The organism is Dysgonomonas hofstadii (assembly GCF_014196915.1).
Taxonomy (GTDB): Bacteria; Bacteroidota; Bacteroidia; order Bacteroidales; family Dysgonomonadaceae; genus Dysgonomonas; species Dysgonomonas hofstadii.
The window spans coordinates 189,158-205,471 of the sequence record NZ_JACIEP010000006.1; the positions used below are offsets into that span (position 1 = coordinate 189,158).

Genomic DNA, 16,314 nt, shown 5'->3' on the forward strand with positions numbered 1-16,314 from the left:
GACATGAGAAAGATAGTTCAAATAACAATCATATTGATTTCCTGTTTATGTGCTGTACCATATCTTGATGCACAGGAACAAACAGGATCACTACGCGAACGACTGGCAAGGAAACAGCAAGAACAGCAGGGAACACAAGCCGACAACGGAGCGCAGGTAAAGAAAATGACCGTCCGGGCAGAAATGAAGAATGTAGAAAACGCTCAGGACATGGCCAATGCTACCTGGGTAAGGGAAGTATACCGCATTCTGGATCTGACCAAAGGGAAGAATGCCGCATTGTACTACCCTCCGCAACCTGTAGGCGACAAAATGAACCTGTACACAATGATCTTTAAACTGATGGCTGATGGTAACCTGACAGCTTACGAGTGGAACGATGGTCGTGATCTGTTTGTGGACGAGCTCAAAGTCAACTTCGAAAATGTGCTGAAGAACCTGGAGATACCATATCAGAAAAACGGGAATAAATACACCTATGATGAATTCAGCATCCCTGGCAATGAAGCTCTTAGATACTACATCAAGGAAGCCTGGTATTTCGACCAGTCCAATTCTGTAATGGGAATCAAAGTACTGGCAATTTGCCCGGTACTGATGCGTCAGGAATATTTTGAGGGAATAGATAATTTCTCTAACCCCGAACAGGGAATGCCACAACCCCAGTTCTGGATTCCATACGAAAACATCCGCCCTTATGCTGCTCAGATGCCTATTATGGCTTCGAATCTGAACAATGTAATGAATAAGACCATTGACGATTATTTTAACATGCGGCTGTATGAAGGAGAAATATATAAGACCACTAATATGGAAAACAAGCTCCTCATGCAACAGTTCAAGACTCCTGAAGAATTGAAATATGCTCAGGACAGCATAGAAAGCCAATTAAAGGACTTCGATAAGAATCTCTGGGTAATAAACGATTCTGTAAAAGCTTTGGAACAACAGAGCAATACCAAAAAGCAAAAGAAACAGAAAGCGCCAAAGGCCAGTAAATCTTCGTCTTCCGGAAACGCTACTTATTCAGCCAGAGACCGTAGATGGTAAGAAATAGAAAAGACTGCAATTGCAGTCTTTTTTCTTTTATGCCTTTTCTACAAACTTCTTTTTCTGTTCCACTTTCACTAGTTTGAAGAGCTTGTCCGATGGACGTATCTTCTCATCTACCTTGATAGAGAACCTTTCACCTTTTACTGTTTCATTCACGGATTCCATACCAACGCGTATCTCCTCAACTGTTTGAAAGACTGCTCCGGTAGTCGGGCCTGTGATTAGAACCTCATCGCCTACTTTCAATGACTGGGTTTCCATCTGGAACTCGGCAACTCCCAGATTAGAAAAATATTTGATGCTTTTCGCGATGTACATCTTTTTCTTTGTCGATCCCGAACCGTATACACTCGACCACTCGCCCAACCTTTGCCCAAGATAATAACCATCCCAGAATCCACGGTTAAATACAGTAGCAAGGCGTTCGTCCCATTTAGCTATTTTATCCTCTGTGAATGTACTTTCACAATATGCTTTTACGGCTTCCTTATAACATTCGACTACCGTACGTACATACTCAGGCCCCCGGGCACGTCCCTCTATCTTAAATACACGCACTCCGGCATCCATCATCTTGTTCATAAAATGGATCGTTTTCAGGTCTTTGGGCGACATAATGTATTCGTTATCGATTTCCAGTTCTATTTCACTGTCCTTATCCTTTACAATATATCCCCGGCGACAAATCTGATTGCAGGCACCTCTGTTGGCCGACAAATCTTTTTCATGCAGGCTCAGGTAACATTTACCCGACACAGCCATGCAAAGCGCCCCGTGTGAAAACATTTCGATGCGGATAAGTTCTCCATTTGGTCCTTTTATCTGCTGCTCTACTATATCCTTATATATAGACGCAACCTGATCGAGGTTTAACTCCCGTGCCAAAACCACCACATCAGCAAATTGCCCGTAAAACTTCAACGCTTCAGTATTAGTTATATTCAGTTGGGTTGAAAGATGTACTTCTACTCCAATACTACGGGCGTACATCATAACAGAGACATCCGAAGCAATAATGGCCGATAATTCCGCTTCTTTCGCCGCATCCACTATCTGGTGCATCAGTGCGATGTCATTGTCATATATAATAGTATTCACTGTGAGGTAACTTTTCAGGCCTTTTTCTTTACAGATATTTGCGATCTGTTTGAGATCATCGATTGTAAAATTATTCGACGATCGGGCACGCATATTCAATCCCTCGATACCGAAGTAGATAGAATCCGCACCGCCTCGTATAGCTGCCATAAGCGAATCGTACGATCCCACAGGAGCCATTATTTCAAAATCGGATATATTATATTTCATTTTTAGCTAATTACTGGTCGATAGAAGCTGCAAAATTACGCTTTTAATGCGATAGCTGCAAATCAGAGGATAACGCAATAAATATTATTGATGGCTGATTTATAAAACCTGTAATTACAGAGAGTCACCGTACATTTTAACAAAAAAGTTACAAAACGGACAAGTTTTTAGCCTTTAGCTGTTAGCTTTTAACTGTAAATATCGAAGAGCATGTAGAACTTGCACAAGAATCTGACGTACAAATTAAATCTAAATTATTTTATGAGGCGTTTTTGAACACTTACATACTAATTCAGCAAAAACAAAGGCAGGCATTTGACTACCTAAATAGCTCAAAACACTCATATACATTATTTTATCGCTAATATAATGAGATAATTATAGTCCGATGTAAATTTATCATCCCCATATAGTAGGTGATGTAATTATATTCGCTATGATATTTGACAAGACGTCATTTCCAAAGCTTTTAAGTTTATTCAATACATTTTCTTTGCCCTCTTTCGGGCTATCCTTGTATTCATGTACTACTTGTTTAAGTTCATCAAATTGCCTTTTTGTTAATTCGTTTTCTATAGATTCTATAAATATATTAAGTGTTATTAATTGGTTTTGTTCCTGGTTCTGTGAAAGATTATTTGTTATATGAATTGCATTTTTATTAACATTTTCTACTCTTTTTACTATTTGAGGCATTTTCTGTATAGCTACAAGTAATCCAACTATTTGTTTATGAGTATCCGGAGAAAAATTATATTTTTCTATATTTTCCATTTCTTCACAATCTTCCGGAAAATTTATTTTTAAAAAACGTTTTACTGATGATTTCCAATTTGCATACTTTCCGGCATCATCAACATAATAAACAGTGGTTAGTCTTATAATACCAGGTGTCGGAGGCATAGGGTGTATCTCATTAATTAAAATGTTGCCCTCTTCTATTAAGCTATGAAGCAAGTTTAGTATATTTTCATCCATAATCGTTAATATGATTTTTACAAATTTAACAAAAAGGCAGACAAATCTGACGAAAATTAAATATTTATTCTCTTATTTCAAAGATCGTTTCTACTTACTACTTTAACTCCTCTGACTACTTTCCATATAGATAAACTTCTCCAATTTTAATTCAGTTTAATCTACAAAAACAAAGGCTAAAAATCAGCATTAACCTGATTTTTAACCTTTATAAAAACTACCTATACACAACTACTTATCATAAGCCACCTCATGAACGGCTTTTACAGCGCGCCCCGAAGGATCTATCCTGTTCTTGAACGAAGCATCCCATTCCAACGCCGTAGCTGTACTACATGCTACGGATGGCACCGAAGGCACAGTCTGTGCTGCTGATGCAGAAGGGAAATGACTTTCAAATATAGAACGATACCAATATTCCTCTTTCGACATAGGCGGATTGATCGGAAAACGCTCTGCTGCATGCAACATTTGCTTATCCGATACTTTTTCTTCAGCCACCGTTTTCAATGTATCTATCCAACTATACCCTACCCCATCCGAGAACTGTTCTTTTTGTCTCCATGCTACACTCTGGGGAAGATAATCTTCAAAAGCCTGACGCAGGATATGTTTTTCTATCTTTCCGTTTCCGCACATTTTATCTTTAGGATTCAAACGCATAGCCACATCAATAAATTCTTTATCAAGAAAAGGCACACGCCCCTCTACTCCCCATGCGGCCAAAGATTTGTTTGCCCTCAGGCAGTCGTAAAGATGTAATCTGTCTAGTTTACGAACGGTCTCTTCATGCAACGCTTTTGCATCAGGCGCCTTGTGAAAATAAAGATACCCTCCGAAAAGCTCGTCAGAGCCCTCGCCTGACAGCACCATTTTCACACCCATCGATTTGATAAAGCGTGCCAACAAGTACATTGGTGTAGACGCCCGCACTGTAGTTACATCATAAGTCTCTATATGATAGATAACATCACTCAGTGCGTCCATTGCCTCTTCTACGGTAAAATGAATTTCGTGATGAATAGTGCCTATATAATCCGCTACTTTTTGTGCAGCAACTAAATCCGGTGCTTCTTTCAAACCTACTGCAAACGAATGAAGCTGAGGCCACCATGCTTCCGACTTACTATCATCTTCTATACGGTGTGAGGCATACTGTTTGGCTATTGCAGAGATTATTGATGAATCCAATCCACCCGAAAGAAGTACACCATAAGGCACATCCGACATAAGCTGGCGATGCACAGCAGCCTCCAATGCAGACTGGAGTTCAGTAATATCAGACATATTCTCCTTTACATTGTCGTACTCCATCCAGTCCCGTTCATACCACTTTTGCAGCGTATTTCCTTCTTTTGTAAAAATATAATGTCCCGGAAGGAATTCCTTTATATTAGGACACACACCCTCAAGAGCTTTCAATTCGCTGGCCACATAAAACTGCCCTCTGTCATCATAGCCTGTATATAAAGGAATAATACCCATATGATCACGTCCGATCAATATCACATCCTTTTCTACATCATACAGAGCAAAAGCAAAGATACCGTTCAAATCTTCGAACAGGCCTGCTCCTTTATCCCTGTAAAGAGCTAATATCACTTCACAATCGGAGTGAGTAAGAAACTCATAATCCGGGTATTTACTTCGAATCTCTTTATGATTATATATTTCACCGTTAACGGCTAAAACTAATTTCCTATCCTTACTATATAAAGGTTGTTTTCCCGAATCAACCCCCACTATAGAAAGTCTTTCGTGAGCTAAAATAGACTTATCGCCACAATAAATACCGGACCAGTCCGGCCCACGATGACGTATCTTCTTTGCCATCTGCAATACCTGGCTGCGTAAAATACCGGTATCTTGTATCAAGTCAAATACTCCTACAAATCCACACATAATTCTTTACTTCTATAAATTTCAACAAAAATAGATCATTTTATTTTAATAAAGAAATTTTTAGTTTCAAAATAGCATATATTTATTATAATTTAAACCAAAAAGACATTTCAATAAAGAATATTTAAGACATATGTAACAGTCACATTTAACTATGGGCAAATACATATCCCAAAATATATGCTTATATTTGCAAAAACATTTACAAAACAGTTTTACTTATGAATAAAAATACATTCAGCTTACTTGCTATCCTAATCATATGCCTGTCTTTTTTGTCGTGTGGAGATGACGAAAAAGCAGAACGTCCAACCATACTCGGCGAATGGTATACTACCGGCTGGTTTTTGGACACAGGAAACGAAGAGATAGACGACTGGATTAACGGACTGCTTCGTCAGGATCTTAAGGATTTTATTATAAAAAGAGAATTTATTCCCATTGAAAATGGAGATGGTACAATAGGAGCGGTTTACACGACATCTAAAGAAATTGATTCTCCGAATGGTCCTGATTTCAGATCCAGACAGGGAACTTACAAGATAGAAGGAAATGTTATATATTTGGATGAAGAACAATTTAATACGTCTGAGGCAACAATCCAGATAGGAGAAAAAATAATGATAACAGAAATAAAAGTAGATAAAGCCTATCTTACCACTTTGCTTAGCGTTCTCTTTTCTTTGACAAGCAGTCAGATACCCGATGGCACAACAGGTACATTAAAAATGTATGAAGCCAGATAATCTTTTCGCTCAGAATTTGAATTTTTAAAAGCAATTTATTATCTTTGCCACCCGATTGCCAATAGGCCAACAAGAAACCGGATGTAAAACGGTTCGCCTCAGGCACATAACCTGTAAATATAAAACAGATGTACGTAATTGTAGACATTCAGGGACAACAGATGAAAGTTGAAAAAGACCAGAAATTGTTTGTTCACAGAATCAACGCTGAAAATGGCTCTCAGGTAGAGTTCGAAAAAGTATTATTAGTAGATAACGATGGCGCGGTAACAGTAGGAGCTCCTACAGTCGAAGGCGCTAAAGTGGTGGTAGAAGTAGTGTCTCAGGTAAAAGGAGAAAAAGTACTTATATTCCACAAAAAGAGAAGGAAAGGTCACCGTAAATTAAATGGTCACCGCCAACAATTCTCAGAAGTTATAGTTAAAGAAATTATTGCTTAATCAGTTAAAAATAAGAGAAAATGGCACATAAGAAAGGTGTAGGTAGTTCGAAGAACGGCCGTGAATCGGAAAGCAAACGATTGGGCGTTAAAATATTTGGTGGTGAAACTGCAAAAGCAGGAAACATTCTGGTACGTCAGAGAGGAACAACTCATCATCCCGGAGAAAATGTAGGCATGGGTAAAGACCATACTTTGTTTGCTTTAGTAGATGGCACTGTAGTATTCCGCAGAAAGAAAAACGACAGATCGTATATATCTGTTGTTCCGAAAGCAGAAGCTTAAAAACATATTAAAATAAGAATAGGAAAGCAGTCTGATAAGTTCAGGCTGCTTTTTTGTATCCCTAAAAAAGAGTAGACATACCGATTAATATACCTATTTTTCGGTATTGCCGGACATTGAGAAATGCTGTTTCTTTGCATCAGATAAATCAAATTATAATTATAACACAAAAAGGAGGCTTGAAATGTCAAAAATAGGAATCTACTACGGTTCAACAACCGGAAACACTCAGGAAGTAGCAGAAGAAATTGCAAAAAAATTAGGTGTAAGCAATTCTGACCTGTTCGATGTAGCAAAAGCAAACGCCGACTACTCAGCTTACGATGTAGTTTTGTTCGGAACATCAACACTCGGATTCGGAGACCTGCAAGACGACTGGGAAAGCTATATAGACAAAGTAAAAGCCGCAAACCTCGAAGGCAAAAAAATAGCTTTATTCGGTTGCGGAGACTCGTCCTCATACAGCGATACTTTCGGTGACGCTGTAGGTAAAATATATTATGTGATAAAAGATAAAGGCGCTCAGATAATCGGACAGGTAAGCACAGACGGTTACACTTATGACGATTCGGAAGCCGTAGTGAATAGTCAATTTGTTGGTCTACTGATCGATAACGACAACGAACCAGATATGACAGAAGAGCGCATAAACAACTGGGTAGAAGTATTAAAGCAAGCTATTTAAATGAATAATCTGCGTATTTTCTACCATCTGATCTACGAATACAAAAAAGGGGTGCGCGACCTCATGCTTTGTACCCTCACCGCTGACGCAGAGGAAAAGGTCAGATGGAAACTGGAAAGAAATACTATCAGATACAAAATTCATAAATTAAAAAATGGTAACATAAATGTTTTCTTCGGCAAAGACGAATGCATGATCGTGGCAGATAAAATCTGTGGAAGCAAACCGTTGAATCTGCTCACTCCCGAAGAAGACTTTATACTGGGTATTTTACTCGGCTACAGTATCAGCGAACAATGTAACCGCTACTGTAAGAAAAAGAAAATAGCAAAAGAAAATATTTCAAACAGACTTTGTTTAACATAACTTTTCTATTGATAGTTTTTAGTTGATCTCAAATCCTCGTAGACGTGATGTCTATGGGGATTTATATTTTCAGGCATATACAAACAATATCATATCTTCAATGTTTTAATATATAGATAATCCAATTAGATTCCGATGAAAGATTTATTCGACCTACGAAGAGATTTTGCGCTTAAGACTTTTGCCGAACAAGAGGCCACTGCCGACCCTTTGGCATTGTTTGAATTATGGCTGAATGAAGCTATTCAGGTAAAAGCCTTGGAACCGAATGCAATGACTCTTTCCACAGCCACAACAGATGGAAAACCGTCTTCACGGGTAGTTCTACTGAAACAGGTGAAAGGAGGATTTGTTTTCTTTACCAACTACGACAGCAGGAAAGGACAACAAATCGCAGAAAACAACCATTGCGCTTTGAATTTTGTGTGGCACGAACTTGAGAGACAAGTCAGGATAGAAGGCATTGCAGAAAAATTATCCGAAGAAGAATCAGACAGTTATTTTGAAATTCGCCCCGAAAAGAGCAAACTTGGCGCATGGGCTTCTCCTCAAAGCAAAGTGATACCAGACAGGGAGTACCTGGAAAAACTGGTAGTCGACTACGAACAAAAATTTAAAGGCAAAGAGATACATCGCCCCACCAACTGGGGAGGATATATTGTAACGCCTAACCTGATTGAATTCTGGCAGGGACGAAAAAACCGCCTGCACGACAGAATACAATATACACTCAATAATGATAACAGCTGGAAGATAGAGCGGCTAGCCCCATAATCGTCCTACATCAGCCCTAACGTTCTTAAACTCAGGTCTATTTCTTTATCATCGCCGGTATGCTTACCCTCTACATCCGACAACTTCACCGCTTTCAGATATACCTTATTATTTTTATGGGGTTTCACATCTGTGAGTTTTATCACTATATTGAGCGGTTTGGCACCCACATCGTTCGAAAAGAAAGTTCCTATACCATACGTATCGTGAATGCGCGCCGCCACATGATCTTTTATCTGTTTCACAGATTCCAGATTCAGAGAATCACTGAACACCAGGGTTTTTGAAGTCGGATCGATACGGCTTTGCTCGTAAAATTTTATCGCTTTATCGGCAAAGACGAGAGGATCGCCGCTGTCGTGCCTTACCCCATCGAAAAGTTTAGCCTGCTTTTGACTGAATGAATCGAAGAAAGCATCGGTCGTATACGTATCTGTCAACGCAATACCCAAACTACCGTCATATACATCTACCCACGCTTCTAACCCCTTTATATTCGCCGAACGGTAGCCAAACACGGCCCCGTGATACATAAACCATTCGTGAGGCATAGTACCTATCGGCGTTGTATTATATTTCATTGCCAGATAGACATTACTTGTGCCCTTAAAGTATTCCCCTGAATTGGCCTGTAATGCTGCCACAACCTGATCCTGTACATCAAATGAAAAACGACGCCGGGTACCGAATTCCGAATAATCGGCTTCCATCTCTTTAAGAGCCTTTGCTTTTTCAATCGCTTTTTCGACTACATTGTGTGGTACCGCATTCGTCATTTTAAAGTAAAGTTCCGAGATTATTGCCAGCAATGGCACTTCCCACAATACAGTACGATACCAGTAACCTTCGATGACAACGCTAAGCTCACCTCCATTTTGTATAATCCGCACCTCTTCCGGATCATATCTGTATCCCTCGAGGAAATCGATAAATACGGGGTCAAAAAAATAACACCTTTTCTCTATATATCTTTTTTCTTCCTGCGTAAGCTTCAGATTTGCCATCGCCGCCACTTCTTCCTTCATCCTTTCGGCAAACCCCTCCGGGAATTCTGTTTTACCTCTGTTGGTGAATGCATATTTTACATACGACCATGGATAGAGTTTTTGTATGGCATGCATTACCGAAAACTTATACAAGTCGTTATCTGTGAAATGTTTTATGATCATAATATATTGTTTTATAGATATAACTTGATATAACAGGATATTGTTTATTTACATGAAGACTATGCGATACAATTAATCAAATACAACTATTTGAGTAACGTTCCATATTTTCCTTTTGCCAAACTTCAAAGTTAAACATATTTACTTCTGAACCAATACTCTATTTCTTAGATGTAATAAAAGAATTAACTAAAAAGTTACAAAAGTTACACTTTTGCAGCTTTTTCAATCAAAACCTGACACGTTCTTAGTTTATCAGTTTTAAGTTTACTAGCCTGCTAGTTCTATTTATTAATATTCCTTCTAGTAAACTAGTATACTTTTTTTCTAGTACACTAACTAAAGCCTGACAAACCTTACAAGTTTTCTATTTTTTCTGGGCTTTGCCAGAACCTCCCCTTGGGGCCTCGCTGGCGCGGACATCTTGTCCGTGTCTTACCCGAAGCAAGAATGATCTGTCTTTATTGCTTCGCAACACACAGACTGGAAGTCTGCGCGAGCAGAAGAGAAACGCAGTTAAATCCCAAAAACGAAAAACTTGTTTACTTGTATCCCGTTTACTTGTCAACTTTATCCATTTCAAAGATTGCTTCTACTGGACTACTATCTACTAACATAGATAAACTTCTTCACGTTTCATAAACAATTAAATAAAAGATATTTTGATTTAAAAAGACACATAAATACATTAAAGGGATGTCATTAAAAGATGAATCCTTGATTTTTGTAAAACCATCTTTCTTAATTATATCTTTTTGATACATCTTTTTATAATTACCAAATCAAAAAGATTTTTTATTTCATTAAAAAAGAAAAAATGTTATAATATTCTTGCGAATTCGAATAATTTGTATGAAATTTGCATCGAAATAAGAAATCGAACAAAATATACAATAAAATTTACGTCTTAGACTAGATGAGAAATCTGAAATTTACAAAAATGCAAGGAGCCGGAAACGATTATATTTACATAAACGGCTTTGAACACCATATAGAAAACCCCTCTGAACTGGCAATAAAATTAAGCGACAGAAACTTTGGTATCGGCTCAGATGGTTTAGTGCTTATCTTACCATCCAAGACCTGCGACTTCAGAATGCAAATGTTTAATTCAGATGGATCTGAAGCCGAGATGTGTGGAAATGCTTCGCGCTGTGTAGGCAAATTTGTTTACGACAACGGACTGACTACAAAAAAAGAAATAACACTGGAAACATTAGCCGGAGTGAAGTATATCACATTACTGGAAGGAAACGAAAAAGCGCGGAAGATAACAGTAGATATGGGCGAACCTATACTCGATCCGGTTTTAATACCTGTAAACATAGATATGCAACCTGTATTAAATTATCCATTGGATATAGACAGCAAAATATGGAAAATATCCTGTGTTTCGATGGGAAATCCACATGCCGTGACATTTACCGAAGGTATCAAAAATCTGGATTTACCGGTTATCGGGCCTAAATTCGAAAAGCATCCGATATTCCCCCGTAAGACCAATACCGAATTCATAGAGGTTGTAGACAGGAACACACTCAATATGCGTGTATGGGAACGTGGAGCCGGAGAAACCCTGGCCTGCGGAACAGGTGCCTGCGCTGCGGCAGTAGCCGCTATACTGAACGGTTATTGCGACAGAAAGATAAGAATACATTTACTGGGCGGAGACCTCGAAATAGAATGGAAAGAGGAAAACAACCATATCTACATGACAGGTGAGGCTGTAACGGTATTTGAAGGAGAATTAGTAAATTAGCATATTAACAAATAATAAATTGAAATAATTAAAAAGAAAATTAGATAAGAAGCATTTGCATATTTGCTAATTATCACATTTTCAAATTAAAATCACATGGCATTTATAAACGAAAATTATACAAAACTTCCCAGCAGCTACCTGTTTTCAGATATTGCACGGAAAGTTACCGAATTTAAAACAGCGCATCCCGATGCGAACATTATACGCCTGGGCATTGGCGACGTTACCAAACCCTTACCTCCTGCTATTGTAGAAGCTTTGCACAAAGCCGTAGACGAAATGGCCGATGCTTCCACATTCCGCGGATATGGCCCCGAGCAGGGATACGATTTTTTAGTGAATACAATTGTAGAAAACGACTACAAAGCACTGGGTTTAGATATATCTTCGGACGAAATATTTGTCAGTGACGGATCGAAAAGCGATACCGGGAATATTGGTGACATCTTAGGGCTTGACAATATTGTAGCCATTACCGACCCGGTTTACCCCGTATATGTAGATACGAATGTGATGGCCGGACGTGCCGGAGATTTGCAGGCTAATGGTAAATGGAGCGAGATTGTTTACCTGCCATGCACTGCCGAAAACGATTTCGTGCCGGAACTGCCAAAAGAAAAGGTAGACATCGTATACTTATGCTACCCCAACAATCCGACAGGGACAACCCTTACTAAAGACCAGCTGAAAGTCTGGGTTGATTATGCACTTAAAAACAATGTGCTTATTTTGTTCGACGGAGCTTACGAAGCATTTATTACTGAAGGTGATGTACCTCACAGCATATACGAAATAGAAGGAGCCAAAGAAGTCGCCATCGAATTCCGCAGCTTCTCAAAGACCGCAGGCTTCACCGGAACCCGCTGTGCATACACTGTAGTACCTAAAGCACTGATGGGGTACACCAAATCGGGAGAAAAAGTTTCATTGAATAAATTATGGAACAGACGCCATACAACTAAATTCAATGGAGTCCCATATATTATCCAACGGGCAGCTGAAGCATGTTATTCCCCGGAAGGGAAAAAACAGGTAAAAGACACAATAAATTATTATCTGACCAATGCTAAAATAATCCGTGAAGCCCTATCCACACAAGGATTACAAGTCGTTGGCGGAATTAATTCGCCTTACATCTGGGTAAAAACACCCAATGGAATGACATCGTGGCAATTTTTCGACTATTTGCTGAGTGAGCTGAATATAGTAGGTACGCCGGGAGTAGGGTTCGGCCCTAGTGGAGAAGGCTATCTGCGGTTAACAGCTTTTGGCACACTCGAGAATACCAGGGAAGCCGTCAGCCGGTTAAAAAAGATTTTAATTTAAAAGATCATATATAACTCAATAAATCCAATTTTATGACAAAGTTACGTTTCAAAGCAGTAGCACTGGCCTCGGAAAGGAAACCTATCAACGTAGTAAAACCTAAAGGCAAGACATCGGAGTATTACGGTGAAAAAGTTTTCAACCGTAAAGCAATGACAAAATACTTGTCAAAAGAAACTTTTGACGCATTACATAATGCCATCGACAGAGGTGAGCCTGTAAATCGCAACCTGGCCGAACACGTAGCTGCCGGCATGCGCATGTGGGCTTTGGAAAACGGAGCGACACACTACACCCACTGGTTTCATCCTCTGACAGACGGTACTGCCGAAAAGCACGATGCGTTTGTTGAGCATGACGGACAGGGGGGTATGATCGAAGAGTTTGAAGGGAAATTATTGGCACAACAGGAACCTGATGCTTCCAGTTTCCCATCGGGCGGCCTTCGCAATACATTCGAGGCCCGTGGATATTCGGCATGGGATCCGTCTTCCCCTGCATTTATTGTTGGAGATACATTATGCGTACCTACAATATTTATTTCGTACACCGGCGAAGCTCTCGACTATAAAACGCCTTTATTAAAAGCTTTATATGCAGTAAATAAGGCTGCCACCGATGTTGCGCAATATTTCAACAAAGACGTGACAAGAATACAAGCAAACTTAGGATGGGAACAGGAATATTTCCTTGTTGACGAAGATTTGTTCATGGCTCGTCCCGACTTAGCTTTGACCGGAAGAACGCTGATGAGTCACGAAAGTGCAAAGAATCAACAGCTGGAAGACCACTATTTTGGTGCTATCCCTGTACGTGTACAGAAATTCATGGAAGAACTGGAATATGAATCTTATTCCCTTGGCATTCCTGTAAAGACCCGTCACAATGAAGTTGCACCAAATCAGTTCGAGCTGGCTCCTATATATGAAGAATGTAACCTTGCCGTAGACCACAACCTATTGGTTATGTCGGTAATGGACAAGGTCGCACGCAAGCATTCTTTCCGTGTACTGTTCCACGAAAAACCATTCAAGGGAATCAACGGATCAGGCAAACACAACAACTGGTCACTGACTACCAATACAGGTATCAACCTGCTTTCTCCAGGCAAGGACAAAGTAGCTAACCTACGCTTTATTACATTTGTTGTAAATATTCTGGCAGCTGTTCACAAAAACAATGCTTTACTCAAAGCGTCTATTTCTTCAGCGACCAACGCACATCGTTTGGGTGCGAACGAAGCGCCCCCGGCAATCATCTCTGTATTCCTGGGAACACAGGTAAGTGATATTCTCGATAAATTTGAAAAAAGCTCGGTAAAAGATGCAATTGTTGTAGACAGCAGAAAACAGATTAGCCTGGGCGTAGGACAAATTCCTGAAATCCTGCTCGACAATACAGACCGTAACCGCACATCTCCATTTGCGTTTACCGGAAACCGTTTCGAATTTCGTGCGGTAGGTTCTTCTGCCAACTGTGCATCTGCTATGACTGCATTGAACGCTTCAGTAGCAGAACAATTGAAAGCATTCAAACTGGAAGTAGATATGCTGATCGAAAAAGGAAAATCTAAAGACGAAGCCCTTTACGAAGTTCTGAAAAAATATATCAAAGAATCACGTCCTATCCGTTTCAACGGTAACGGTTACAGCGACGAATGGAAAGCTGAAGCTAAAAAACGCAAACTGGATTGTGAAACCAGTGTTCCTGTGATTTACGACGCTTACACTTCAAAACAAAGCATCAAAACATTCGAAGGTATACTTTCTGAGATTGAGCTTCATGCCCGCAATGAGGTGAAATGGGAGACATACACCAAAAAGATACAGATAGAATCGCGCGTGTTAGGTGATCTGGCTTTGAACCATATCATTCCGGTAGCAATCTCATATCAGTCTATTCTGTTAACCAACGTATCGAAACTGAAAGAAATTTCAGACGATTATAAAACATTAGGAGCAGAACAGTTACGCCTGATAGAAAAAGTTTCTACCCACGTAAATGCGATCAATGCCAAAGTGCACGAAATGATCGATGCCCGTAAAATAGCAAACAACATAGAAAGCGAACGGGAAAAAGCAGTTGCATATCACGACACTGTAGCGCCTCATCTGGATGAGATCCGCTATCATGTAGACAAACTGGAACTGATCGTAGACAATGAAATGTGGCCACTGGCTAAATACAGGGAATTACTATTCATCCGATAAAAGAAAAATATGAAAAGAGCCTGAAATACCAATATTTCAGGCTCTTTTATTTCATATAATATACTATCTTTGTTGGCCTAACACGGATCTAACTATACCACGATGAAAACAAAATTGGCACTACTCATTCTTCTAGTACTATCCTGTAATTATTTATTTAGTCAGTCTGGTTTTAAACAAGGCTATATAGTAAAGCTATCCGGAGATACTGTCTATGGAGAAATAACCCTTATGGGAGATAAAACGATGAACAAGGAATGTGTTTTCAGGCAAAAAGACACGGCTCAGATATACTACCCGGGCGAAATAAAAGCATATTGTATCATTAACAATAAACTTTTTGTATCAAGAAATATGAACGGAAAAGATGTTTTTCTCGAATATCTGATTCATGGAATACTAAACGTTTACTATCTGCGTGATGATACCGGAGAACACTACTATGTAGAGAAAGATGGCTTAGGTATGGAAGAATTAATATATTCCGAAAAATATGTCAAAAAAGGTGATGGAACAGAATATCTGGAAAAATCGAATGATCATATCCGTATATTAAATAAGTACACATCTGATGTCCCTGATATGGTGAAATTTCAAAAAGAAATAAAAAAAATCATAAGACCCGGACATGGCAACCTGATAAAAATTGCAAAGAAATACCATGAAGAGGTCTGTCCTGACGATGCCTGTACTATATTCAGACAGAAATCAAAAGTAAGGATAGACCTCGAACTCTTAGGAGGTGCCGCAAATTATAAAAGTCTCATATTTGACAACGAACAACCTTTTGGTGGCACAAATTTTATGACAGGATTATACGCCTACATCTGGTTACAAAGAGAGTCGGACTCTTTCTTTTTCAAAACCGGAGTAGCTCTATCTCCTCAGAAAGAATGGGACTGGAACAATGTACAATCCGATTTAAATTATACATATGCAAGAGAAGGTAAAAATAAGTTGTATCACAAAATACCCTTCTTTATGGAATACATGTACAGTAAATATAATATACAGCCCAGAATAGGCCTTGGCCTGAACCTCCATCAATTTAAATATACTGCTATCGGATCTAATGTTGGAGTCAATATAAAATTGTACGAAAAGATATACTTGTCCCTGAATTATGAAATAGACTGGACAATCAGATCTTTTCCGAATAAGCTTTGCACACAATCTTTTTATGGAGGAATACGATACTCTTTATAATTAAATATATAATATAAATATTAAAAGAGTCACGCTTAAATATAAGTGTGACTCTTTTCGTTTTTGATAAAATCTTTTTGTAATATAAAACGAAAAAATATTACA

15 protein-coding genes are annotated in these 16,314 nt (G+C 39.0%); 11 read left to right on the top strand and 4 right to left on the bottom strand.

Annotation, left to right across the window (positions count from 1 at the left end; genetic code table 11):
- The first annotated feature begins 3 nt into the window (after positions 1-3).
- A complete protein-coding gene (gene porN, locus GGR21_RS09965) occupies positions 4-1,050 on the top strand; it encodes a type IX secretion system ring subunit PorN/GldN (protein ID WP_183307071.1) in 1,047 nt (348 codons plus the stop codon).
- Between the two features lie 36 nt (positions 1,051-1,086).
- Here porN and GGR21_RS09970 read toward each other — a convergent pair whose 3' ends face one another.
- The 3 genes from GGR21_RS09970 to asnB form a co-directional block, all read right to left on the bottom strand.
- Positions 1,087-2,361 (bottom strand): peptidase U32 family protein, encoded by a 1,275-nt coding sequence (locus GGR21_RS09970; protein ID WP_183307072.1) that lies wholly within the window; start codon positions 2,359-2,361, stop codon positions 1,087-1,089.
- Positions 2,362-2,760: 399 nt separating this feature from the next.
- Complete coding sequence (locus GGR21_RS09975; RefSeq protein WP_183307073.1) at positions 2,761-3,339, bottom strand: hypothetical protein; 579 nt, start codon at positions 3,337-3,339, stop codon at positions 2,761-2,763.
- 231 nt (positions 3,340-3,570) lie between these two features.
- Positions 3,571-5,241 carry an asparagine synthase B gene (asnB, locus tag GGR21_RS09980; protein ID WP_183307074.1) on the bottom strand — a complete coding sequence of 557 codons (1,671 nt, stop codon included), beginning with the start codon at positions 5,239-5,241 and terminating at the stop codon, positions 3,571-3,573.
- 221 nt (positions 5,242-5,462) lie between these two features.
- On the opposite strand from asnB, the gene GGR21_RS09985 reads away from it, so the two are divergent.
- The 6 genes from GGR21_RS09985 (at position 5,463) to pdxH (ending at position 8,536) form a co-directional block, all read left to right on the top strand.
- Positions 5,463-5,987 (top strand): hypothetical protein, encoded by a 525-nt coding sequence (locus tag GGR21_RS09985; protein ID WP_183307075.1) that lies wholly within the window; start codon positions 5,463-5,465, stop codon positions 5,985-5,987.
- A gap of 128 nt (positions 5,988-6,115) precedes the next feature.
- Complete coding sequence (gene rplU, locus GGR21_RS09990) at positions 6,116-6,427, top strand: 50S ribosomal protein L21 (RefSeq protein ID WP_183307076.1); 312 nt, start codon at positions 6,116-6,118, stop codon at positions 6,425-6,427.
- Positions 6,428-6,447: 20 nt separating this feature from the next.
- The gene (gene rpmA, locus GGR21_RS09995; RefSeq protein WP_183307077.1) at positions 6,448-6,711 is read left to right on the top strand and encodes a 50S ribosomal protein L27; all 264 of its coding nucleotides are present in this window, start codon (positions 6,448-6,450) and stop codon (positions 6,709-6,711) included.
- 184 nt (positions 6,712-6,895) lie between these two features.
- Positions 6,896-7,396, top strand: a complete 501-nt coding sequence (locus GGR21_RS10000) for a flavodoxin (protein WP_183307078.1) — start codon at positions 6,896-6,898, stop codon at positions 7,394-7,396.
- Entirely contained in the window at positions 7,397-7,762 is a 366-nt protein-coding gene (locus tag GGR21_RS10005; RefSeq protein WP_183307079.1) for a DUF2023 family protein, read from the top strand. It abuts the gene before it with no gap.
- A 135-nt stretch (positions 7,763-7,897) separates the two neighbouring features.
- Positions 7,898-8,536 (top strand): pyridoxamine 5'-phosphate oxidase, encoded by a 639-nt coding sequence (pdxH, locus tag GGR21_RS10010; RefSeq protein WP_183307080.1) that lies wholly within the window; start codon positions 7,898-7,900, stop codon positions 8,534-8,536.
- A gap of 5 nt (positions 8,537-8,541) precedes the next feature.
- On the opposite strand, the gene pncB is transcribed toward pdxH, so the two are convergent.
- Positions 8,542-9,705, bottom strand: coding sequence for a nicotinate phosphoribosyltransferase (pncB, locus tag GGR21_RS10015; RefSeq protein ID WP_183307081.1), 1,164 nt, complete (start codon positions 9,703-9,705; stop codon positions 8,542-8,544).
- Positions 9,706-10,621: 916 nt separating this feature from the next.
- Here pncB and dapF point away from each other — a divergent pair.
- The 4 genes from dapF (at position 10,622) to GGR21_RS10035 (ending at position 16,209) form a co-directional block, all read left to right on the top strand.
- The gene (gene dapF / locus GGR21_RS10020; protein WP_221232979.1) at positions 10,622-11,464 is read left to right on the top strand and encodes a diaminopimelate epimerase; all 843 of its coding nucleotides are present in this window, start codon (positions 10,622-10,624) and stop codon (positions 11,462-11,464) included.
- Positions 11,465-11,560: 96 nt separating this feature from the next.
- On the top strand, positions 11,561-12,793 hold the full coding sequence (locus tag GGR21_RS10025; RefSeq protein ID WP_183307082.1) for an LL-diaminopimelate aminotransferase: 1,233 nt from the start codon (positions 11,561-11,563) through the stop codon (positions 12,791-12,793).
- A gap of 32 nt (positions 12,794-12,825) precedes the next feature.
- Positions 12,826-15,003, top strand: a complete 2,178-nt coding sequence (locus tag GGR21_RS10030; RefSeq protein WP_183307083.1) for a glutamine synthetase III family protein — start codon at positions 12,826-12,828, stop codon at positions 15,001-15,003.
- Positions 15,004-15,105: 102 nt separating this feature from the next.
- The gene (locus tag GGR21_RS10035; protein ID WP_183307084.1) at positions 15,106-16,209 is read left to right on the top strand and encodes a hypothetical protein; all 1,104 of its coding nucleotides are present in this window, start codon (positions 15,106-15,108) and stop codon (positions 16,207-16,209) included.
- Positions 16,210-16,314: the final 105 nt, after the last annotated feature.

Excerpts from the sequence above, each read along its gene's own strand:
- porN (WP_183307071.1), top strand. The coding sequence starts at position 4 with ATGAGAAAGATAGTTCAAATAACAATCATATTGATTTCCTGTTTATGT.
- GGR21_RS09970 (WP_183307072.1), bottom strand. The coding sequence starts at position 2,361 with ATGAAATATAATATATCCGATTTTGAAATAATGGCTCCTGTGGGATCG.
- GGR21_RS09975 (WP_183307073.1), bottom strand. The coding sequence starts at position 3,339 with ATGGATGAAAATATACTAAACTTGCTTCATAGCTTAATAGAAGAGGGC.
- asnB (WP_183307074.1), bottom strand. The coding sequence starts at position 5,241 with ATGTGTGGATTTGTAGGAGTATTTGACTTGATACAAGATACCGGTATT.
- GGR21_RS09985 (WP_183307075.1), top strand. The coding sequence starts at position 5,463 with ATGAATAAAAATACATTCAGCTTACTTGCTATCCTAATCATATGCCTG.
- rplU (WP_183307076.1), top strand. The coding sequence starts at position 6,116 with ATGTACGTAATTGTAGACATTCAGGGACAACAGATGAAAGTTGAAAAA.
- rpmA (WP_183307077.1), top strand. The coding sequence starts at position 6,448 with ATGGCACATAAGAAAGGTGTAGGTAGTTCGAAGAACGGCCGTGAATCG.
- GGR21_RS10000 (WP_183307078.1), top strand. The coding sequence starts at position 6,896 with ATGTCAAAAATAGGAATCTACTACGGTTCAACAACCGGAAACACTCAG.
- GGR21_RS10005 (WP_183307079.1), top strand. The coding sequence starts at position 7,397 with ATGAATAATCTGCGTATTTTCTACCATCTGATCTACGAATACAAAAAA.
- pdxH (WP_183307080.1), top strand. The coding sequence starts at position 7,898 with ATGAAAGATTTATTCGACCTACGAAGAGATTTTGCGCTTAAGACTTTT.
- pncB (WP_183307081.1), bottom strand. The coding sequence starts at position 9,705 with ATGATCATAAAACATTTCACAGATAACGACTTGTATAAGTTTTCGGTA.
- dapF (WP_221232979.1), top strand. The coding sequence starts at position 10,622 with ATGAGAAATCTGAAATTTACAAAAATGCAAGGAGCCGGAAACGATTAT.
- GGR21_RS10025 (WP_183307082.1), top strand. The coding sequence starts at position 11,561 with ATGGCATTTATAAACGAAAATTATACAAAACTTCCCAGCAGCTACCTG.
- GGR21_RS10030 (WP_183307083.1), top strand. The coding sequence starts at position 12,826 with ATGACAAAGTTACGTTTCAAAGCAGTAGCACTGGCCTCGGAAAGGAAA.
- GGR21_RS10035 (WP_183307084.1), top strand. The coding sequence starts at position 15,106 with ATGAAAACAAAATTGGCACTACTCATTCTTCTAGTACTATCCTGTAAT.